This window comes from Pseudomonas sp. Marseille-Q5299 (genome assembly GCF_943737035.1).
Classification (GTDB): Bacteria; Pseudomonadota; Gammaproteobacteria; order Pseudomonadales; family Pseudomonadaceae; genus Aquipseudomonas; species Aquipseudomonas putida_E.
On sequence record NZ_CALSFR010000004.1, the window covers coordinates 636605 to 655546 of the forward strand.

The 18942-nt window shown below is 64.9% G+C and carries 21 protein-coding genes; 7 read left to right on the plus strand and 14 right to left on the minus strand.

Features of this window, described 5'->3' with window-relative positions:
* Window positions 1–2 precede the first annotated feature (2 nt).
* Genes NGJ21_RS15945 through NGJ21_RS15955 form a run of 3 tightly spaced genes read right to left on the minus strand, consistent with a single transcriptional unit; the run spans window position 3 to window position 1883 of the window.
* The gene (locus tag NGJ21_RS15945; protein WP_251962376.1) at window positions 3–758 is read right to left on the minus strand and encodes an HvfC/BufC N-terminal domain-containing protein; all 756 of its coding nucleotides are present in this window, start codon (window positions 756–758) and stop codon (window positions 3–5) included.
* Entirely contained in the window at window positions 755–1588 is an 834-nt protein-coding gene (bufB, locus tag NGJ21_RS15950) for an MNIO family bufferin maturase (protein WP_251962377.1), read from the minus strand. The genes NGJ21_RS15945 and bufB overlap by 4 nt, the downstream gene beginning before the upstream one ends.
* A gap of 16 nt (window positions 1589–1604) precedes the next feature.
* Entirely contained in the window at window positions 1605–1883 is a 279-nt protein-coding gene (locus NGJ21_RS15955) for a BufA1 family periplasmic bufferin-type metallophore (RefSeq protein ID WP_039602319.1), read from the minus strand.
* Window positions 1884–2082: 199 nt separating this feature from the next.
* Between NGJ21_RS15955 and NGJ21_RS15960 the strand changes: the two genes are divergently transcribed.
* Window positions 2083–2667: a sigma-70 family RNA polymerase sigma factor gene (locus tag NGJ21_RS15960; RefSeq protein WP_119688800.1), complete on the plus strand. Its 585-nt coding sequence runs from the start codon at window positions 2083–2085 to the stop codon at window positions 2665–2667.
* Window positions 2657–3298 carry a DUF1109 domain-containing protein gene (locus NGJ21_RS15965; protein ID WP_251962378.1) on the plus strand — a complete coding sequence of 214 codons (642 nt, stop codon included), beginning with the start codon at window positions 2657–2659 and terminating at the stop codon, window positions 3296–3298. The genes NGJ21_RS15960 and NGJ21_RS15965 overlap by 11 nt, the downstream gene beginning before the upstream one ends.
* Before the next feature lie 36 nt (window positions 3299–3334).
* Here NGJ21_RS15965 and NGJ21_RS15970 read toward each other — a convergent pair whose 3' ends face one another.
* The 3 genes from NGJ21_RS15970 to NGJ21_RS15980 are packed head-to-tail and all read right to left on the minus strand — an operon-like array spanning window position 3335 to window position 5975.
* Window positions 3335–3916, minus strand: coding sequence for a TetR/AcrR family transcriptional regulator (locus NGJ21_RS15970; protein WP_012314083.1), 582 nt, complete (start codon window positions 3914–3916; stop codon window positions 3335–3337).
* A 12-nt stretch (window positions 3917–3928) separates the two neighbouring features.
* A complete protein-coding gene (locus NGJ21_RS15975) occupies window positions 3929–4777 on the minus strand; it encodes a 3-hydroxybutyryl-CoA dehydrogenase (RefSeq protein WP_251962379.1) in 849 nt (282 codons plus the stop codon).
* Between the two features lie 13 nt (window positions 4778–4790).
* Complete coding sequence (locus NGJ21_RS15980; RefSeq protein WP_046785516.1) at window positions 4791–5975, minus strand: acetyl-CoA C-acyltransferase family protein; 1185 nt, start codon at window positions 5973–5975, stop codon at window positions 4791–4793.
* A gap of 168 nt (window positions 5976–6143) precedes the next feature.
* Here NGJ21_RS15980 and NGJ21_RS15985 point away from each other — a divergent pair, with 168 nt between their 5' ends.
* Window positions 6144–7154 (plus strand): AraC family transcriptional regulator, encoded by a 1011-nt coding sequence (locus tag NGJ21_RS15985; protein ID WP_251962380.1) that lies wholly within the window; start codon window positions 6144–6146, stop codon window positions 7152–7154.
* A 227-nt stretch (window positions 7155–7381) separates the two neighbouring features.
* Here the strand turns inward: NGJ21_RS15985 and NGJ21_RS15990 are convergent, their stop codons facing one another.
* From NGJ21_RS15990 to glcD, 5 genes are all read right to left on the minus strand, one after another.
* Entirely contained in the window at window positions 7382–7720 is a 339-nt protein-coding gene (locus tag NGJ21_RS15990) for a hypothetical protein (protein WP_115275095.1), read from the minus strand.
* A 193-nt stretch (window positions 7721–7913) separates the two neighbouring features.
* Entirely contained in the window at window positions 7914–8315 is a 402-nt protein-coding gene (locus NGJ21_RS15995) for a heme-binding protein (RefSeq protein ID WP_046785513.1), read from the minus strand.
* Window positions 8308–9543, minus strand: a complete 1236-nt coding sequence (gene glcF, locus NGJ21_RS16000) for a glycolate oxidase subunit GlcF (RefSeq protein WP_115275094.1) — start codon at window positions 9541–9543, stop codon at window positions 8308–8310. Before glcF ends, NGJ21_RS15995 begins: the two co-directional genes overlap by 8 nt.
* A gap of 9 nt (window positions 9544–9552) precedes the next feature.
* Window positions 9553–10605, minus strand: a complete 1053-nt coding sequence (glcE, locus tag NGJ21_RS16005; protein ID WP_115275093.1) for a glycolate oxidase subunit GlcE — start codon at window positions 10603–10605, stop codon at window positions 9553–9555.
* Window positions 10605–12104, minus strand: coding sequence for a glycolate oxidase subunit GlcD (gene glcD / locus NGJ21_RS16010; protein WP_174141451.1), 1500 nt, complete (start codon window positions 12102–12104; stop codon window positions 10605–10607). The genes glcE and glcD overlap by 1 nt, the downstream gene beginning before the upstream one ends.
* 196 nt (window positions 12105–12300) lie before the next feature.
* Here glcD and glcC point away from each other — a divergent pair, with 196 nt between their 5' ends.
* Window positions 12301–13068, plus strand: a complete 768-nt coding sequence (gene glcC, locus NGJ21_RS16015) for a transcriptional regulator GlcC (protein ID WP_115275091.1) — start codon at window positions 12301–12303, stop codon at window positions 13066–13068.
* A gap of 56 nt (window positions 13069–13124) precedes the next feature.
* Here the strand turns inward: glcC and NGJ21_RS16020 are convergent, their stop codons facing one another.
* From NGJ21_RS16020 to NGJ21_RS16030, 3 genes are all read right to left on the minus strand, one after another.
* Window positions 13125–14357, minus strand: a complete 1233-nt coding sequence (locus tag NGJ21_RS16020; protein WP_251962381.1) for a M20/M25/M40 family metallo-hydrolase — start codon at window positions 14355–14357, stop codon at window positions 13125–13127.
* Between the two features lie 122 nt (window positions 14358–14479).
* Window positions 14480–14797, minus strand: coding sequence for a DUF2388 domain-containing protein (locus NGJ21_RS16025; RefSeq protein ID WP_012314094.1), 318 nt, complete (start codon window positions 14795–14797; stop codon window positions 14480–14482).
* Window positions 14798–14923: 126 nt separating this feature from the next.
* Window positions 14924–15445, minus strand: coding sequence for a GNAT family N-acetyltransferase (locus tag NGJ21_RS16030; RefSeq protein WP_119688808.1), 522 nt, complete (start codon window positions 15443–15445; stop codon window positions 14924–14926).
* A 146-nt stretch (window positions 15446–15591) separates the two neighbouring features.
* On the opposite strand from NGJ21_RS16030, the gene NGJ21_RS16035 reads away from it, so the two are divergent.
* The 3 genes from NGJ21_RS16035 to NGJ21_RS16045 all read left to right on the plus strand — a co-directional run bounded on the left by NGJ21_RS16035 (window position 15592) and on the right by NGJ21_RS16045 (window position 18941).
* Window positions 15592–16221: a glutathione S-transferase family protein gene (locus NGJ21_RS16035; protein WP_174141455.1), complete on the plus strand. Its 630-nt coding sequence runs from the start codon at window positions 15592–15594 to the stop codon at window positions 16219–16221.
* A gap of 240 nt (window positions 16222–16461) precedes the next feature.
* Window positions 16462–17727 (plus strand): cytosine permease, encoded by a 1266-nt coding sequence (gene codB, locus NGJ21_RS16040; RefSeq protein WP_012314097.1) that lies wholly within the window; start codon window positions 16462–16464, stop codon window positions 17725–17727.
* Window positions 17724–18941, plus strand: coding sequence for a PucR family transcriptional regulator (locus tag NGJ21_RS16045; RefSeq protein ID WP_251962382.1), 1218 nt, complete (start codon window positions 17724–17726; stop codon window positions 18939–18941). Before codB ends, NGJ21_RS16045 begins: the two co-directional genes overlap by 4 nt.
* The last annotated feature ends 1 nt before the right edge of the window (window position 18942 follow it).

Genomic DNA, 18942 nt, shown 5'->3' on the forward strand with positions numbered 1-18942 from the left:
CTTCAATCGAATGAAAGCGGGAGAAAGACCCGGGCCTGCATCAGGCGACCGAGCAGGCTGGTGAAGTCGAGGTCAGGCTGGCGTTGCAGGGCAAGTTGCGAGGCGCTTTCCAGTGTGTGACCGGCTGCGCAGGCATCCAGGAACGTGCAGCCACCGGCCTCGAGTGGCTGATGGTTCACGCCGTCCTGGTCGGCGCTCAACAGTGCGCCTTCTGCCACCCAGGGTTGCGACTGTGGCCATGGCAGGCCCTCGCGGCTGCGGCGCCACAGGCTAAGTGCCGGGTGAGCGTCGCACCACTGCCAGCGCACGTTCTGGCGCGGCCGCAGGTGGCTGCGACTCAGGTCGCTGGCCGTCATGCCTGCCAGGTCGGCCAGGGCCAGGCAAGGTTGCTCGATGGCGCTGAACACTTCGCACCAATGCCAGTCCAGGCGTGCGACATCGGCCAGGTAGGGCAGCCCGTGGCTGGCCTGGCTGTCTTGCAGAAACGCCGCGAACGTCGCACCGTAGCGGATCAGCCGTGCGTCGTCAGGTGGGGTGTGTTGTGCGTAGGCGGCAGCGGCTTGCTGCATCCAGTCGGCGCCGACCAGAGTTTCGACACTGGGGAAGTTGGCGCGCAGTGCGTCCACGCAGCCGGCGATCACGGTATTGCGGTAGACCGCGAACGCCGGTTGGCGTGTCAGGTTGTGCAGCAGCGGAGCAGGGCGCAGGTAGAGTGCGTCGATGAAGGCATCCTGGAACTGGCCAAGTGGCAGGTTCATGGCAAGGCTCCTGCGTGGTCGAGGGTCGACTGGGCAATCGCCCGTTCGGCAAGCAGTTCATCGAAGGCGGGGAGGTTGCCGTCGCGTTCGATCAGTGTCGGGCGCGCGCCGATGCGCGCGATCAGCCGGCGGTACAAGGCCCAGACCGGTTCGGCAATGGCTGTATCGTGCGAGTCGATCAGCAGTGCGCCTTGGTCGTCGTGGCTGTGGCCGGCCAGGTGCACTTCGCTGACGGCATGGGCCGGGAAGCGGTCGAGGTAGTCCTGGGCGTTGAAACCCAGGTTGTGGGCGCTGACATGAACGTTGTTGATATCCAGCAACAGCGTGCAACCGGTGCGGCGCACCAGTTCGCCGAGGAACCCGATTTCGTCCAGGTCATGCCCTTGCAGTTGCAGGTAGTGGCTGGGGTTTTCGATGGCGATACAGCGCCCCAAGGCATCCTGGGTGCGCAGGATATTGTCGCTGATGCGTGCCAATGCCTCGTGGCTGCGGGGGAACGGCAGCAGGTCGGGGTGATACTGGTCACGCCAGGCGGACCAGGCCAGGTGCTCCGACACCAGCACCGGGTTTACCTGGTCGATCAGCACGCGCAGCCGGCGCAGGTGGGTGATGTCCGGTTCGGCGTCCGCTGCCAGTGACAGGGCAACGCCGTGCAGCGACAGCGCATGGCGTTCGGCCATGCGCTGCAGCCACGCCAGGCGCGGCCCGCCGACCATGTAGTTCTCTGGATGCACCTCATACCACAGGCCTTCTGCATCGCAGGCCAAGGCCTGGGCAAAGTGTTCAGCCTTGAGCCCGAGCCCGGCGCCCAGAGGGGCAGTTCGGTTCATGGTCGGCGGCCTCTGCTCAAGACTTGATCGGGGTCAGTGAACCCATGCCATTGGGCGTCTTGATCGAGGTGCAGGTGCCGGCCGGGACGTTTTTCCAGGCCATGCCGTCGTAGTCTTTTTTGGAGCTGCCTGCGCAACTGGTGCCGGCACCGGCTTTGCAGTCGTTCTTGCCGGCCATGGCGACGCCGTAGCATTTTTCCATGGCTGCACCGTTGCTGGTGGTATCGGCGGCGGTGGCGACGCTGGCCATGGAAGCAAGGGCCAGGGCGGCAGTGGTAAGGGCGAGGGTATTCATGGGGGTGTCTCCAGAGAATGGGGCCGTGGTGATGTACCGAAGGCTCATGGACTAGTTCGCGGTGGCCGCTGCTGCGGTTACAGGCACGCAAAAATATTTTTTGCTTGGTGCATTTGCCCTGACCCATGCGCTGAAAAGCGCAGCAGCGGCTAAGGTTCGATAAAAGAAAAAACTACAGACGGTGTAACCTTGGCCCCCCATGCAACGAACTAACTCTCAGGACCACCTCGGCGCACGCGAGGCGCAGTTGCAGGCCTTGCTGCTGCGCGGGCTGGCGGGCGATGCACGGGCCTACCGCGAATTCCTTGCGGCGCTGGCGCTGCATGTGCGTGGGTTTCTGCGGCGGCGGCTGCAGCAGCGCCCGGCCGAAATCGAAGACTTGCTGCAGGAAGTGTTGCTGGCCGTGCATAACGCACGTCATACCTACCAGCCGCAACAGCCGCTGACGGCGTGGGTACAGGCGATTGCCCGTTACAAGCTGGCAGATTACCTGCGCCGCTATGCGCATCACGACGCGTTGCACGAGGTGCTGGAAGACGACAGTGACCTGTTCGCCACCAGTGATGAAGCGCCTGCCCAGGCCAATCGCGACCTGGGCAAGCTGCTGGGGCGGTTGCCGGCGCGCCAGCGCTTGCCCATCGTCCACGTCAAGCTCGAAGGGCTGTCGGTGGAGGAGACTGCGCGTATCACCGGGCTTTCCTGTTCGGCGGTCAAGGTGGGGATACACCGGGGGCTCAAGGCGCTGGCCAAGCTGATTCGAGGCAGTGAAGAGCATGAAGACTGATGAACTGATTACCCTGCTGGCTGCTGGTGAAGCGCCGGTGGGCCGTCATGCGCTGGCACGGCGCCTGGCGCTGGCGTTGCTAGCAGGCACACTGGCTGCAGTGCTGATGACGGTGGCCGTCTATGGCGTGCGCAGTGACCTTGCCGAAGTGGCGCGTACGCCGCTGTTCTGGGCCAAGCTGGCCTTGCCCGCCAGCCTGGCGCTGCTCGGGCTGTCGTTGACGCAGCGCCTGGCCAGGCCCGGCGTGCGCGGCGGGGTGGTGTGGCAACTGCTCGGGCTACCGTTGCTGCTGGTCTGGTTGGGAGCAGCGATCAGCCTGTTCGGGGCTCCGGTCGAAGCCCGTGCCGATTTGATCTTTGGGCGTACCTGGCGCACCTGTGCGTTGAACATCACGCTGCTGTGCGTGCCGGTGTTCATCACCCTGTTCTGGGCATTGCGTGGCCTGGCACCGACGCGGCTGCGCCAGGCTGGCGCAGCGGCGGGCCTGCTCGCCGGTGCGACCGCAACCTTGGTTTACTGCCTGCACTGCCCGGAAATGCAGGTGCCGTTCTGGGGGACCTGGTACGTGCTGGGGATGTCGGTGCCCACGTTGATGGGAGCAGTGCTTGGCCCGCGTTTGTTGAGGTGGTGAAGATGTAGAGCCTGGCTGATCGAGCGGTACGGTGGGCTAGCGCAATGTTCGCTCAATTCCCCCAACCAGCAGGCTTTCCATCAACCCCAACCCTTGTTCCTCAGGCAAAGCCTTCAGCATCCCGGGCAACTGGTTGAGCAACGTCGCCACCACCTGCGCCGTCGCCGCCAATGCTGCGTCGGGCAGTTTCGCCTGTGGTGCGATCAACCGCAGCAACCCTGTCTCGTAACGTTTGCGCAACAACGCCAGGCGCGTTTGCTGCGCTTCGCTCAGGCAGCAGAAATCCCGGGCGGCCAGGCGAAACTGCAGGGGCCGTTCGGCATGCAGTTGCCAGTGCGCTGCAATCAGGCAAGCCAACGCCGAACCCCCGCGCGCCATAGCGCGGCGGCCAGGCTCCAGGGTTGCCTGCAGCTCCTCGTACAACTCTTCGATCAGGTCGTACAGCAAGTCCTGCTTACTCGGGAAGTGGTGATACAGCGAACCTGCGGTCACGCCCAGATGTGCCGCCAGTTCGCGCATGCTCACCTGGCCGAAGCCCTTCTCGGCGAACAGCGCCATGGCCCGGTCACGTCGCTCTTCAAAATTGGCACAGCGCATCGCGGCATTGACCGGGGGCATGCTGTTAGCTCCTCAGTAGGTGAAGAAGCCGCGGCCGCTCTTGCGCCCCAGCCAGCCGGCCGCGACCATTTCCCTTAGCAGTGGGGCAGGGCGGTACTTGCTGTCGTTGAAGCCCTCATGGAAGGCTTCCATGATCGCCAGCAAGGTGTCCAGGCCAATCAGGTCGGCCAGCGCCAGCGGGCCGATCGGCTGGTTGCAACCCAGGCGCATGCCAGTGTCGATGTCCTCGGCACTGGCCAGGCCCTCCTGGCGCACGAAGATCGCTTCGTTGATCATCGGCACCAGGATGCGGTTGACCACGAAGCCCGGGCGGTTACCGGCAGTGATCGGCGTCTTGCCGAGCTTCTCGGTAACCAGCAGGGCCTGGGCATAGGTGCTGTCGCTGGTTTGCAGGCCACGGATGATCTCGACCAGGGCCATCATCGGCACCGGGTTGAAGAAGTGCACGCCGATGAACCGCTCAGGGTGCTCGATACTGGCCGCCAGCTGGGTCACCGACAGTGACGAGGTGTTGGTGGCAATCAGGCAATCGGGCGCCACGTTGGCAGCCACTTGCTGAAGGATGCGCTGCTTGAGCTGCAGGTTTTCGGTCGCCGCCTCGATCACCAGTTGCGCAGTGCTCAAGCGGGCATAATCGGTGCTGGTGCTGATGCGCGCTTTGGCTGCGCTGGCGCGCTCAGCATCGAGGGTACCCTTGTTGACCTGGCGTTCCAGGTTTTTGTTCAGGGTGGCTACGCCGCGCTCTAGTGCGGCCTCGGCGACATCCACCAGCAGCACCTGATAGCCGGCCACCGCGCAGACTTGCGCGATGCCGTTGCCCATGGTGCCGGCGCCGATCACGGCGATCTGTTCAATGCTCATGTTGCAAGGTCCCTCAGACGCGCTCGAAGACGACGGCGATGCCCTGGCCGCCGCCAATGCACATGGTGGCCAACGCGTAGCGGCCCTGAATGCGCTGCAGTTCATGGATGGCCTTGGTGGCAATGATCGCCCCGGTGGCACCCACCGGGTGGCCCAGGGAAATGCCGGACCCGTTCGGGTTGACCTTCTGCGGGTCGAAGTCCAGCGCGCGGGCCACGGCACAGGCTTGGGCGGCGAAGGCTTCATTGGACTCGATCACGTCCAGGTCGCTGATGTTCAGGCCGGCCTTTTCCAGCGCTTTGCGTGTTGCCGGAATCGGCCCCAGGCCCATCAGCTCGGGCTCGACGCCGGCATGGGCGTAGGCCACCAGGCGCGCCAGCGGCTTGAGGCCCAGGCGGCGTACGGCGTCACCGGTCGCCAGCACCAGGCCGGCAGCGCCGTCGTTGATGCCGCTGGCGTTGCCGGCGGTAACGGTGCCGTCTTTCTTGAAGACGGTCTTCATGCCGGCCAGCTGTTCGGCGGTCACATCGCCGCGTACGTGTTCGTCAACGGCGAACTCGACGGTGCCTTTGCGGGTTTTCAGTTCCAGCGGCACGATCTGGCTGGCGAAGCGCCCTTCAGCGATGGCACGGGCGGCGCGGCGCTGGCTGGTCAGGGCCAGTTCATCCTGCATCTGGCGGGTGATGCCGTGCTTGGCGGCGACATTTTCCGCCGTGATGCCCATGTGGAAGTGTTCGAACGGGTCCTGCAGAACGCCGACGGTGTAGTCGATGCCTTGCAGGTCGCCCATGCGTGCACCCCAGCGGGCCTGTGGCAGCAAGTAAGGGCCACGGCTCATGGACTCGGCACCGGCGGCCAGGGCCACATCGGCATCACCCAGCAGCAGGCACTGGGTAGCGGAAACGATGGCCTGAAGGCCCGAACCGCACAGGCGGTTGACGTTGAACGCCGGGGTTTCCTTAGGGATACCAGCGTTCATCGCGGCGACCCGCGACAGGTAGGCGTCGCGTGGTTCGGTGGGGATGACATTACCCATGACCACATGGCCGACCTGCTCAGGGGCTACGCCCGAGCGCTCGAGGGCGGCGCGGCTGATGGCGGTGGCGAGGTCTGCCAGCGGCAGGTCCTTGAGCGAGCCACCAAAACCACCGATGGCGGAACGGACGGCACTGACGACGTAGATTTCTGCGCTGCTCATAGAGGCTCCGATTGCGAAGGCATGGCGGGAGCGGGCCAGGCTCTGCGAGAATGGCCGGCGCTCCCTCGTTGAGTCCGAGTCTAGGCAAAGGCCCTGTTCCAGCCTATGCCGGATCTGTTCAGTCAACCTGGCACTTTTTGCCACTCAGCATAGACAGCGAATAACGCCATGCGCGATAGCGATTCGGTCGCCGTGTACTTTCTCAATGCCATGTTTCATGCCCTGCGCGACCAGCCCTTGGTGCGTGACGCCCATCTGCGTGCGGTGGGCATCGACCCGGCGCTGCTCGATCAGCCACAGGCCCGCGTACCGGCCAAGGCGTTCGCCCAATTATGGCTGACGCAGATCCAGCTGCTGGACGATGAGTTCTTTCGCCTCGACAGCCATGGCATGCCGCTGGGCAGCTTTGCCCTGATCTGTCGCGGCCTTATCCAGGAGCCGAACCTGGACAAGGCACTGCGCCAATGCTTGGGCAATTTCAGCCTGTTCCTGCATGACCTGCGCGGCAGCCTGACGGTGCGCGCCGGGCGCGCGGTGATCAGCGTGCACTCGGACATTGCCGACCCGTTGACCCGGGTTTATGCCGAAGAGACCTATCTGGTGCTGGTGGTTGGCCTGCTGTGCTGGCTGGCCGGGCGCCGTCTGGCCATTGACCGCACCGAGTTTGCAGTGGCGCGCCCGGCCCAGGACGACGACCTGCTGCTGTGGGGGCCGGACTTGCGCCTGGGTAGCGGGCGCACCGAGGTTGAGTTCGACAGCGCCTACCTGCGTCTGCCGGTGGTCCAGGACCTGGCCGGTCTGAAAACTTTCCTGCGTAGTGCGCCACAGGGGCTGGTCATCCGGTTTCGCAATCAGAATGGGTTGGTGGCTCAGGTGTACCGGCATCTGCGCGCCCGGCGCTATGGGCAATGGCCGACGCTGGCGGCCATGGCGCAGTGGCAGGGTATCAGTGCCAGCACTTTTCGTCGGCAGTTGGAGCGCGAAGGGCGTTCGTATCAGCAGATCAAGGATGAGGTGCGTCGCGCCATGGCGTTCGAGCGTTTGCGTGAGGGGGTGATGAGCATTGCTGAAATCGCCGAGCAGGCGGGGTTCCAGGAGCCCAGTGCGTTTCATCGGGCGTTCAAGAAGTGGACGGGGCAAAGTCCGGGGAGATATCGGGCTAGGTTGGTTGGGCAGTAGCGTTGGCCCAGCCTGGCCGGCCTCAGCGCCTGCACGGCCCAGCCATAGGCCGAAGCGCTTGACGGGCATCCATGCCCGTCACCTCCCTGCGCAAGACCTGCGCTCGGCCTCCTGAAGTCGCAATCTGTGGTGGCTGAGCTACCGCGCGCTTAGAAGCAGAAGCAGAGGCAGAGCTTGCAAAAAATGGAGCGGCAACGTTGCGGCGGTGTCGCATTTGCCTCTTGGCTTCAGAATCGTGCGGTACTCACCGTGATATAGCCCTTGTCCAGCAGCGCAATGCGGATCACCGTCTCATCGGCTGGCGCCTTGCGCTTTTGCTTGATGCAAACGCCCTCGACACCAATGGCACGGATGCGGTGCGCGATGAGGCGGCCACATGCGTCGAAAAACAACTCGCTGGCCAGCAACTCGATGCGTTCGATCAGCCCCCGCGTGCGCTCGTCGGTGGCACAAAAGAACAGTACTCCCGACCAGTGCGGGTCGTCGTCAGGGTTGCTGACATCATGGGCCAGCAGCTCGCGCAGGGCGCTGCGCAACTCGGCAGTGGTGCGGGTGTGTGGATGCATGCGCAGCTTCCTCTGGGACACAAGTGCCGATCATGTTTCCCATGGTGGTGCGCGGCAAGTAGGACGCTTCCGAGAGGTTGGGTAGGAATTTTCTGAACGTGTAGAGAGGTGCTGGGTGGCTTGCAAGCGGTCGACCTGCAAAAGCCAACCGCGGCCCGGCTCTTCTGTTGGCGGTGAGCTGTCAAGGCGCGGATTACGTGATGGCCGCCGCTCCGGCCTTGGCCACTTGGGCATCCTGTTCAGGCTTGACCCCGGATACACCGATGGCGCCGACCACCTGGCCATCCACCCGCAATGGCACGCCGCCCTCCAGGCTGGTCAGCAGCGGCGCGGTGACGAACGCGGTGCGCCCGCCGTTGACCATCTGTTCGTAATCGCGCGTTTCCTTGCGGCCCAAGGCCGAGCTGCGAGCCTTTTCAACGGCGATGTAGGCGCTGGCTGCCGCGCAGCCGTCCATGCGCTCCAGGCCAAGCGGATGGCCGCCGTCGTCGACCACCGCGATGGTGACCTTCCACTGGTGCGCCAGGGCCTCCTGGCGGGCGGCTGCAAGCAGGCGGGCAACTTCGACCTGGCCGATCACGGACTTGCTATGCATGGCTGTTCTCCTGGTTCAGGGCTGCTTCGACGATTTCGATCCAGTGCCGTACCGGTGTGCGTCCGGCACCGTCGAGGTGGGTCTGGCAACCGATGTTGGCGGTGGCGATGAGTTGCGGCTTGCCGCTTTCCAGCGCGTTGAGTCGGTTGTCGCGCAGTTGCCGCGACAGTTCGGGCTGGGTCAGCGAGTAGGTCCCGGCAGAGCCGCAGCACAAATGGCCGTCGGGCACTGCGGTGAGGGTGAAGCCAAGCCGGGCCAGCAGGCTCTCCACCTGGCCGCCGAGCTTGAGGGCGTGCTGCAGGGTGCACGGGCAATGAAAGGCCAGGCGTTGGTCGGCGCACACGCCCAGTTGCTCGACCGGCTCGTCGCGCAGCACTTCCACCAGGTCGCGCGATAGCGCACTGACCCGCGCTGCCTTGGCCGCGTAAAGCGGATCCTTCTCCAGCAGGTGGCCGTAGTCACGCACGAAGGCGCCGCAGCCGCTGGCGGTCTGCACGATGGCTTCGGCGCCCGCTTCGATGGCGGGCCACCAGGCATCGATGTTGCGCCGGGCACGCTGCAGGCCTTGCTCTTGGGCATTGAGGTGGTAATCAACCGCGCCGCAGCAGCCAGCTTCGAATGCAGGTTCCACGCTGATGCCCAGGCGGTCCAGCAACCGCGCGGTGGCGGCGTTGGTGTTGGGCGACAGGGCCGGCTGTACGCAGCCTTCAAGCAGCAGCACGCGGCGCGCATGGCGCACCGCCGGGCGTTTGCCAGGGGAGGCCACCTGGGCGGGCAACTTGCGCTTGAGTGTGCCCGGCAGGACTGGGCGCAGGGCTTGGCCTGCGCGGGTCAGCGCCTTGAACAGCGCCGGGCGCGGCACCACTGCGCGTAAACCTTGGCGCAGCAGGCGCTGGCCGACCGGGCGGGGCACTTGCTGCTCGACCACGGCGCGGCCGATGTCCAGCAGGTCATGGTATTTGACCCCTGACGGGCAGGTGGTCTCACAGTTGCGGCAGGTCAGGCAGCGGTCCAGGTGCAGTTGGGTACTGGCGGTGACCGGCGCACCTTCGAGCACTTGCTTGATCAGGTAGATGCGCCCGCGCGGTCCGTCCAGTTCATCGCCGAGCAACTGGTAGGTGGGGCAGGTGGCCGTGCAGAAGCCACAGTGCACGCATGCGCGCAGGATGCTCTCGGCCTCTTCGGCGCGGGCCAGGCGCTTGGCGGTGTCGCTCAGGTTGGTTTGCATGGCGTGGCCTCACAGGTCCGGGTGCAGGCGGCCAGGGTTGAACAAGCCCTGGGGGTCGAGTTGGCGCTTGAGGGCGTGGTGATAACGCATCAGCGCGGCCGGCAGTGGTGCACTGCTGTGCTCGCCTTGGGCATAGCCGGTGGCGTGGCCGCCGGCCTTGGTCACCTGCTCGCGGATCGCCGCTGCGGGGGCGTTGGACTTCAGCCAGCGCTGCGCGCCGCCCCAGTCGATCAGCTGGCGCCCCGGCAGGTCCAGTTCGGCGGTGGCAATGGGCACCGATAGGCGCCACAGCGGTTCGGGGCCCTCGAAGAAGGCCAGGCGCTGCTCGCGCAGGTCACTCCAGAACGGGCTGTCGAGCACGTCGCCGCCCAGGCGCTGGCGGGCCGATTGCACCGAGCCTTCACCGCCTTCCAGGCGCAGGTACAGTGCTTCGCCGTCGTGGCAGGCTGCGCTGATCGGCAACGGCTGCTGACCCCATTCGGCCAGTTCGGCCAGGGCCTGATGGCGGTCCATCGGCAGGCGCAGGCTCAGGCATTGCCGCGGCCGTGGCAGCACCTTCAGCGACACTTCGGTCAGCAGGCCCAGGCAGCCGAAGCTGCCGGCCATCAGCCGCGAGACGTCGTAACCGGCGACGTTTTTCATCACCTCACCGCCAAAGCGCAGCAGCTTGCCGTGGCCGGTAATGACCCGCGTGCCGAGCACATAGTCGCGTACCGACCCGGCCCAGGGCCGACGGGGCCCGGACAGCCCCGCTGCTACCATGCCGCCCAGGGTCGCCCCGGCGCCGAGGTGGGGCGGTTCGCATGGCAGCATCTGCCCGGCCTCGAACAGCGCCGCCTCGATCTCTTGCAGTGGCGTACCGGCGCGAGCGGTGAGCACCAGCTCGGTCGGGTCGTAACTGACGATGCCGCGGTGGCCGCGGGTATCGACGAGCTCCCCGACCACCGGGCGCCCCAGCATGGCTTTGCTGTTGCTGCCCTGAATGCGCAGCGGGGTGTTCAGGTTCAAGGCCTGGTTGACCTGTTCGAGCAGGTCCTGGCTCATATCGCGGTCCAGGCTCATCAGAAGCGCTCCAGGTCAGGGAAGGGCAGTTGGCCGTGATGCACATGCATGGCACCGAACTCGGCGCAGCGGTGCAGGGTGGGGATGTTCTTGCCCGGGTTGAGCAGCCCTTTGGGATCGAACGCTGCCTTCACGGCATGGAACAGGGTGATTTCGTCGCTGTTGAACTGCGCGCACATCTGGTTGATTTTCTCGCGGCCCACGCCATGCTCGCCGGTGATGCTGCCGCCCACTGCCACGCACAGTTCAAGGATGCGCCCGCCGATGGCTTCGGCGCGTTCCAGTTCGCCGGGCAGGTTGGCATCGAACAGGATCAGTGGGTGCATGTTGCCGTCGCCGGCGTGGAACACGTTGGCAACGCGCAGGCCGTACTGCGCGGACAGTTCGCTGATGCCCTTGAGCACGCGCGGCAGTTCGCGGCGCGGGATGGTCCCGTCCATGCAGTAGTAGTCCGGCGAGATGCGCCCCACCGCAGGGAATGCGTTCTTGCGGCCTGCCCAGAAGCGCACGCGCTCGGCCTCGTCGCAGGCCAGGCGCACCTCGCGGGCGCCGGCCTGCTGTAGTACTGCTGCCACACGCTCGCAGTCGTCCTGCACGTCGGCCTCGACACCATCGAGTTCGCACAAAAGGATCGCCGCAGCCTCTACCGGGTAGCCGGCGTGGATGAAGTCTTCGGCGGCGCGGATCGCCAGGTTGTCCATCATTTCCAGGCCACCGGGGATGATCCCGGCAGCGATGATTTCGGCCACGGCCCGGCCGGCGTCTTCCACGCTGTCGAAACTGGCCAGCAGGACCCGGGCGACCTGGGGCTTGGGCAGCAGTTTGACGGTCACTTCGGTGACGATCCCGAGCATGCCTTCGGAACCGGTGAACAGTGCCAGCAAGTCGAAGCCTGGGCTGTCGAGGGCATCGCTGCCCAAGGTCAGGCGTTCGCCTTCGACGGTGAGGATCTCCACCTTGAGCAGGTTGTGTACGGTCAAACCGTACTTCAGGCAGTGCACGCCTCCGGCGTTTTCAGCGACATTGCCGCCGATGGAGCAGGCGATTTGCGAAGAGGGGTCTGGCGCGTAGTAAAGGCCATAGGGCGCCGCTGCGTGGGAAATGGCCAGGTTGCGCACCCCCGGCTGAACCCGGGCGAAACGGCCTTGCGGGTTGACTTCAAGAATGCGGTTGAAGCGTGCCATGACCAGCAGGATGCCCTTGGCCAGTGGCAATGCGCCGCCTGACAAGCCCGTGCCGGCGCCACGCGCCACGACGGGTACGCCGCGTAGGTGGCAGAGCCGGAGTAACGTCTGCACCTGCTCCAGACGCTCGGGCAGCACCACCATCAGGGGCACGGTGCGGTAAGCAGAGAGGCCGTCGCATTCGTAAGGTGTGAGGTCTTCGCCCCGATGCAGGATCTCAAGGTCGGGCAGCGCTTCACGCAAGGCCTGCAGCAGGGCCGGCTGGTCCACGGCAGGCAGCGCGCCATCGACCCGTTCGTCGTAGAGAATGTTCATCAGGCTCACTCAACGGCAGTTTTTGTTGTTGTGGGTAAACCGTTCACCCCCGCAGCCTGCGCGCCCCGTTGCCTCAGGTCGAGCCTGCAGCGCACTGGTCCTACCAGTTTTTTCGGCAGGTGCTGGTTATTTACCGGTTGGGATGCGTAGATTGGCGCAAGCTATGGAAGTGGTCCTACCAGTTGAGGGGGTGCACATGGTTGCTGAAGGCAAGGCCAAGGTCGCCGACCAGGTTGCCGAGCGGGTCGAACGGTTGATCGTCGAGGGTGTGCTCAAGGTGGGGCAGGCCTTGCCTTCGGAGCGACGCCTGGTGGAAAAGCTCGGCTGTTCGCGCTCGGCACTGCGTGAAGGCCTGCGCATCCTGCGCGGGCGCGGCATCATCGACACCGAGCAGGGGCGCGGTTCGTTCGTCGCCGACCTGACCGGGCAGCAGGTGGGCGTCACCCCGCTGATGCACCTGTTCAGCTCGCAACCGCGCACTTTGTTCGACCTGTTGGAAGTGCGCGCGCTGCTCGAGGCCGAGTCCGCACGCCTGGCAGCGTTGCGTGCCACCGATGTGGACCGCCTGCTGATCCGCCGTCGCTACGAAGACATGCTCGCCGCCCACGCAGCGCCCGAAGGGCTGGATGCGCGTGAGCACGCCCACCGCGACCATGCATTCCACCGGGCAATCAGCGAGGCCTCGCACAACCCGGTGCTGGTGCACACCCTGCAGTCGCTCAGCGACCTGACCTTGAGCACGGTGTTCGCATCGGTCAACAACCTGTATTGCCGCCCCGCGCAGAAGCGCCAGATCGACCGCCAGCACGCGCGGTTGTATCACGCAGTGATGGAGCAATTGCCGGAGCAGGCGCAGCGGGCGGCGCGAGAGCACATCAACGGGATTCGCGACAGTTTGCGCGAGATCGAGCAGGAGGAGCAGCGGCTGGTGCGGGCGACCATGCGCATGGACGGGTGGGGGTGAAGTGACCCTGAGGGCGCCGGTTTGCCGGCGCCCTCAGGGTCGTGACAGAAATACCTTTATTGCGCCAGATGCCGGATCATCGCGACCGTCAAGTACAAGCGCGGCGCCACACTGTTCAGCTCGATGTACTCATCGTCCCCATGCAGCCCCGCGCCGACCACGCCCAGGGTTTCCAGCACCGCAGGCTTGTCGCTGCCCGGTACGTAGGCATAGCCGGCATCGGTGCCGAAGCGCATGGCAATCGGCTCAATCTTGTGGCCGACTTTGGCGTACAGCTGCTGGGCAGTCTGGGCCAGCTTCGCCGATGCGTCATTGCGTGCCAGGGGTGGGCGGCCTTTTTCGACGGTGACGGTCGCTTGGGTATCGGCGACCAGCAGTTTTTTCACGATGCGCTGAGCGTCGCTCTGCACCCGGTCGGTCTCGCTCAGGTCCGAGTAGCGCATGTCCGCTTCGGCAGTGGCCAATGCCGGGATGATGTTGGCCTTTTCGCCGGCTTTGGCCAGGGTCCAGTTCACCGTGGTGCCTTTGCTGGCATCACCCAGGTCATTGAGCTGGAGCAACTGATGGGCCAGTTCGGTCAACGCGTTGCGCCCCTCCTCGGGGGCCGAGCCTGCGTGCGAGGCACGGCCCTTGACCTCGAGCCTGAGGCGGTTGATGCCATTGGTGGCGACCGTCACGGCGTCCTTGTCCGGTGGCTCGTAAGAGAACACGTAGTCATGCTTGCGCGCCAGTTCGGCGATGATCTGCTTCGACCCGGCCGAACCCATTTCCTCATCCGGGTTGAACAGCACGGTGAGCGTGCGGTAACCCTTGAACTCTTGCTGTTGCAGCAGTTTGAGTGCATGCAGGATCATCGCCACGCCACCCTTGGCGTCGGCAACGCCCGGGCCGTAGGCGCGTGGGCCATCCACGCGGAACGGGCGCTTGGCCACGGTGCCAGGGACGAAGACGGTGTCGTAGTGGACCATGAGCAGGAAATCTTTGCTGCCGGTACCTTTGAAGGTGCCGACGATGTTGTCGCCCACTGACGGTTTGGCGGAGTGGGTTTGCACCTGGGCACCCAATGCCTCGAGGCGCTTGACCAGCGCGGCGCTGACTTGTTCAAGGCCGGGCTCGGTGCCGGTACCGGTGTCGACCGAAACCAGGCTCTTGAGGGTTTCAAGGTAGGCTGCCTGTTCGCCTTGGGCTTGCTTGAGCAGGTCCTGGGGAGAAGGTTGGGCAGCGGTTGCCTGGGTACAGGCGATCAAAAGCGCCAGGGCGATGGCGTGGGGAGGGCGGGGCAAAGGCATCGGTTCTTCCTTGTCGTGGTGGACCGTTGAGCCTAGCCCCTCAAGCGTGTACCTGCCCGGGCAAATGCAGCCTTTTCGCGGGCACGCCCCGGGGGGCGGCCCGCGAGAAAGTCATACAGGCCTCAGTGGTGAGCCATTGGGTCATCTTGGGACAATATGGCTCGGGCCAGCTCTTCATCGCTGGCCTGCAAGCCAGGATTGTCCTTGCGTGCCTGTTCCAGCGCCGACTCCACATAGGCGCCACGAATCGCACCACCGCTGGCGACGAATGCAGACAGCTCGTCACGGGCGGGGATGATCCGTTTGTCATCCTTGAAAGTCGAATACAGCGAGGCGGATACACCGGCCGAGGTAGCGACGTCGCCCGCATCGACGCGGGCCATGGCAGCACCGGCAGGCAGCAGGAGCAGCAATGCAGGTGCGAGGAATAGGTGGCGCATAGCGTGTTCTCCAATAGCGTGAAGCCCAAGGGAAATACCACTCAGTGAGTAAGATGGCGCAACTGGGGTGGTAGTTCCCTTGGTGGAACATTACCGTCGAGCGCGGATTGACAAAGCTTCCAGCCCTTATGCTGGTGAGCGTCGATACAGCGGGCGTGGCATGCTCGGATCGAGTTCGGTGAGCCTGGAGCCGGCTATGACGAAACCGGCGCGCTCTGCCAGGCGCTGGCTGGCCTGGTTGTCGATATCGGTGGTCAGCCACACCGGCGTTGCGATGGCATCGAGCAGGCCGGTCAATGCTTCGCGCATCAGCCCCTTGCCACTGAACGCCTGGCTGGCCCAGTAACCTACCTCGTACTCAGCGTTGCCCGGGCGCAGGCCGATGCAGCCGATGACTGCGTCACTGTCCGCGTGCAGCACGAAGTACCGCTTTTCGGCTGCGGGGTCGAGAAATTCGCGGGCACTCAGTTGCAGGCTCTCGCACACTTCCTGCAGCGTCCAGTCAGGTTTGGCCCAGGCCAGGAAGGGTTGGTGCAGGGTGTAGCTTTCGAGCAGGGCCTGGCGCAGTTGCGCTGCAAGGGCCGGGTCGGGGCGCACCAGGCGGGTGCGCGGGGTGCTCAGGGAGCAAGGGAGTGTGGGGTAGGGCATACGGGCCATCCTGGCATGAGGGGGTATCACTCTACTTTGCGCGTATTGCATTGACCGTGTCGAGCGGGCGTGGTCTGCTCGGCTTGACGACCCATTTGCGATCCCCACCAACAGCGCCATCGACCCTGGGAAAATGAAGGACCACCATGCCCGACTACAAACTGCACTGCTTCGCCGAATCCGGTAATGCTTATAAAGCTGCCCTCATGCTCGAACTCACCGGCCAGGCCTGGCAGCCGGTGTTCGTCGATTTCTTCAACGGCCAGACTCGTGAGCAAAGCTGGCGTGATGAGGTCAACGAGCAGGGCGAGGTGCCGGTGCTGGAGCATGCGGGCCAGAAGATCACCCAGTCGGCGCTGATCCTTGAATACCTCGCCGAACGCACCGGCCAGTTCGGCCCGCGCGATGACAACGAAAAGCGCGAAATCTGGCGCTGGATGCTGTTCGACAACCACAAGTTCACTGCCTATTACGCGGCGCTGCGGTTCATTTTCTGCCTGAAGAACGCTGGCGAAACACCGGTAACCCAGTTTCTTCGCGAGCGCGCCACGGCTGCTTACCGGGTGGTCGATGCGCACCTGGCGAAAACGCCCTATATGGTCGATGGGCGCCTGACCATCGCCGACCTGTCGCTGGCGGGCTATGTGTTCATGCCGGAAGATACCGGCATCCCGTTGGCACAGTTCACCCATATTGAAGCGTGGAAAGCGCGTATCCAGGCGCTGCCGGGCTGGAAGCATCCCTATGAACTGATGCCACGCACAGCGCCGGTCTGATCGGCCGCGTCGTACTTGAGGGCGGCCGGGTGAAAACTACCCAGCCGCGTCCTGCTTTGGTGCGCCTCGGCCTCAAATTGAGTCAACAGGCACATAAAAAACCATCAAGAACGGACCATTCTGTGCAACCTGCACACTATTTGTCATGCCGTGCGCCTGCTATTTCGCCGTACATCGGCCAGCAAAAAGCGGCCCGTATATTGCTCTGGCTGCTCCAACCTAAACCCGGAGCACCTGACAATGAGTTCCCCCTCCGAATTCCCGCTTTGCGAGGCGCCGCAGCACGCCCGCAAGGGCCTTCTCCCAATCGCCATGGTCCTGTTCAGTTTCACCTTCTTCACCGGCACGATGTTCGCCGGGGGCAAGCTGGGCATGGCCTTCGGGTTCATCGACATGCTCTGGATCGCCACCCTCGGCAACACGCTGCTGGCCCTTTACGCCGCCGCGCTGGCGTTCATCGCTTCGCGCAGCGGGCTCAACACTGTACTGATGGGGCGCTTCTGCTTCGGCGAGGCCGGCAGCCGGCTGTCGGACTTCCTGCTCGGCTTCGCCGAACTGGGCTGGTATGCGTGGGGCACGGCCACTGTGGCGATCGTGCTGGTCAAACTGCTTGGGCTTGCCGAGGGCTTCACCGTGCCGTTGATGGTGCTGTTCGGGTTGGGCTTCAGCATCACGGCAATGGTCGGTTTCAAGGGGCTGGACCTGCTGTCGCGGGTATCGGTACCGCTGATGTTCGTCCTGTTGATCGTTTCCATGGTAATCGCCACCCGTGACGTGGGTGGCCTGCAGCAACTGGCGGCACTGGTACCGCATGAAACCATGACTTTTTCGGCGGCGGTGACCATGGTCTTCGGCACTTTTGCCAGCGGCGCCACCCAAGCCACCAACTGGACGCGCCTGTCGCGCAGCGGGCGGGTGGCGGTGACGGCCAGTGTGGTGGCATTTCTGCTCGGCAACGGGCTGATGGTCGTGGCCGGCGCCTGGTGCGCGATGGTCTATCAGCAGGCCGACATCGTCGAAGTGATGATGCTGCAAGGGCTTTCGTTCGCAGCGGTGGTCATGCTCTGCCTCAACCTGTGGACCATCCAGGGGCCAACCATCTACAACGTTGCCGCCGCAGCGTGTCACCTGGTGCGCAGCGAACGCCGGCGCACGGCAACGCTGGTGGCGGCAGGGGTAGGCATCGTGTTGGCGATCGGTGGCATGTACGAGTTGCTGATTCCCTTCCTGGTATTGCTGGGTTCGATCATCCCGCCGGTGGGTGGGGTGATCATGGCCGACTTCTGGTACCGCCACCGTGGCAAGTATCCGGCCCTGGCCACGGTCAGCCTGCCGCGCTACAACCTGCTGGGGCTGTTCGCCTATGGGGTCGGTGCGCTGGCGGCCTATGCCTCGCCCTGGGTGGCGCCATTGGTGGGCATCGGTGCCTCGGCGCTGTGCTACATCGTGCTGCTTGAGCTCGGCGGCCGACGCCGGGCACTGGGCCAGGCGCGGGTCGAGCCGTGAGCCTGGCCCTGGAAGAGATCCTGCAGCTGCCCGGCCTGCACGAGATGAGCGTGCGGGCTGGTGCACGCAACCTGCAGCGGCGGGTGCGCTGGCCCTACGTGGCGGAGAACGAGGGCATCGCCGAATGGGTGATGGGCGGTGAGCTGGTGTTCGTCACCGGCATCAACCACCCTCGTGGCGAGGGCAACCTGCTGAGCCTGGTCGAAGACGGCGATGCGGTGGGTATCGCCGGCATGGTGATCCTCACGGGCGGTACCTTCATCCAGTGTATTCCGGCCGCGGTAATCGAGCGCGCCGAGCAGTTGGGGCTGCCACTGATCGAGCAGCCCTATGCCCTGAAGATGGTGGTGGTCACCCACCTGATCGGTACCGCACTGGTACAGATGGCCCAGGTGCGCCGCTCGCGCAACGACATCCTCGGGCAACTGCTGACCGGTGACTATCCAAGCCTGGCCATCGCCCGCCAGCGGGCCGCGCACCTGCAGCTCGACCTGGACGGGCCGCGGCGTTTGGTGGCGTTGCGCTTGTCGGCGGTCGACGGGCTGTTCGAGCGGCATGGCCTGGCCACAGGCGAACGCCTGTGGCAGGACACCCGCCAAACCCTGGAAGACCAGCTTGAAGCCTGGTGCCGGGCCCGGGCCGGCGCGGTCACCGCGCAACTGGCCGGTGACCTGTTCGTGTTGCTGCTGCCCGATACCCCGGACTTGCGTGCAGCCTTGGCCGGCCTGCACCGGCAGTTGGCCGCGCAGGCAGGTGAGATGGGGCTGTTCATGGGCCTGTCGAGCCTCGCCGAGGACTGTGGCCATTACCGCCAAGCCCTCAACCAGGCGCGTCAGGCCCTGGAGGTGGCGCAAAACCTGCGCCCGGCCACCGGCTTGTGCGACTTCAGCGAGCTCGGTGTATTGCGCCTGCTGCAGGGCATCGTCGACCGTTCGCTGATCGATGACTTCGTCGCCCAGACCCTCGGCCCGCTGCGCGCCCCCGGGCGTAAACAGCCCAACGCACTGCTGCACACCCTCGACGCGCTGCTCAAGGAAAACGGCAACGGTCTCAAGGCCGGGCAGCGCCTGGGTTTGCACCGCAACACCATCAACCAACGGATGCAACGCATCGAACAACTGAGCGGGCAGTCCCTGGACGACCCGCTTTTCCGTATGAACGCTGCGGTCGCTATGCTGATATGGCGCATGACCGAAGCCCAAGGCAAGGAGTAAC

Bases quoted from the DNA above. Each gene is read 5' to 3' on its own strand.
- NGJ21_RS15960 (WP_119688800.1), top strand. From the start codon at position 2,083: ATGCAACGAACTAACTCTCAGGACCACCTCGGCGCACGCGAGGCGCAG.
- NGJ21_RS15980 (WP_046785516.1), bottom strand. From the start codon at position 5,975: ATGAGCAGCGCAGAAATCTACGTCGTCAGTGCCGTCCGTTCCGCCATC.
- NGJ21_RS15965 (WP_251962378.1), top strand. From the start codon at position 2,657: ATGAAGACTGATGAACTGATTACCCTGCTGGCTGCTGGTGAAGCGCCG.
- NGJ21_RS15955 (WP_039602319.1), bottom strand. From the start codon at position 1,883: ATGAATACCCTCGCCCTTACCACTGCCGCCCTGGCCCTTGCTTCCATG.
- glcE (WP_115275093.1), bottom strand. From the start codon at position 10,605: ATGAGCCTGGACCGCGATATGAGCCAGGACCTGCTCGAACAGGTCAAC.
- NGJ21_RS15970 (WP_012314083.1), bottom strand. From the start codon at position 3,916: ATGCCCCCGGTCAATGCCGCGATGCGCTGTGCCAATTTTGAAGAGCGA.
- NGJ21_RS15945 (WP_251962376.1), bottom strand. From the start codon at position 758: ATGAACCTGCCACTTGGCCAGTTCCAGGATGCCTTCATCGACGCACTC.
- NGJ21_RS15985 (WP_251962380.1), top strand. From the start codon at position 6,144: ATGCGCGATAGCGATTCGGTCGCCGTGTACTTTCTCAATGCCATGTTT.
- NGJ21_RS15990 (WP_115275095.1), bottom strand. From the start codon at position 7,720: ATGCATCCACACACCCGCACCACTGCCGAGTTGCGCAGCGCCCTGCGC.
- NGJ21_RS15975 (WP_251962379.1), bottom strand. From the start codon at position 4,777: ATGAGCATTGAACAGATCGCCGTGATCGGCGCCGGCACCATGGGCAAC.
- glcD (WP_174141451.1), bottom strand. From the start codon at position 12,104: ATGAACATTCTCTACGACGAACGGGTCGATGGCGCGCTGCCTGCCGTG.
- codB (WP_012314097.1), top strand. From the start codon at position 16,462: ATGAGTTCCCCCTCCGAATTCCCGCTTTGCGAGGCGCCGCAGCACGCC.
- bufB (WP_251962377.1), bottom strand. From the start codon at position 1,588: ATGAACCGAACTGCCCCTCTGGGCGCCGGGCTCGGGCTCAAGGCTGAA.
- NGJ21_RS16030 (WP_119688808.1), bottom strand. From the start codon at position 15,445: ATGCCCTACCCCACACTCCCTTGCTCCCTGAGCACCCCGCGCACCCGC.
- glcC (WP_115275091.1), top strand. From the start codon at position 12,301: ATGGTTGCTGAAGGCAAGGCCAAGGTCGCCGACCAGGTTGCCGAGCGG.
- NGJ21_RS15995 (WP_046785513.1), bottom strand. From the start codon at position 8,315: ATGCATAGCAAGTCCGTGATCGGCCAGGTCGAAGTTGCCCGCCTGCTT.
- NGJ21_RS16020 (WP_251962381.1), bottom strand. From the start codon at position 14,357: ATGCCTTTGCCCCGCCCTCCCCACGCCATCGCCCTGGCGCTTTTGATC.
- NGJ21_RS16025 (WP_012314094.1), bottom strand. From the start codon at position 14,797: ATGCGCCACCTATTCCTCGCACCTGCATTGCTGCTCCTGCTGCCTGCC.
- glcF (WP_115275094.1), bottom strand. From the start codon at position 9,543: ATGCAAACCAACCTGAGCGACACCGCCAAGCGCCTGGCCCGCGCCGAA.
- NGJ21_RS16035 (WP_174141455.1), top strand. From the start codon at position 15,592: ATGCCCGACTACAAACTGCACTGCTTCGCCGAATCCGGTAATGCTTAT.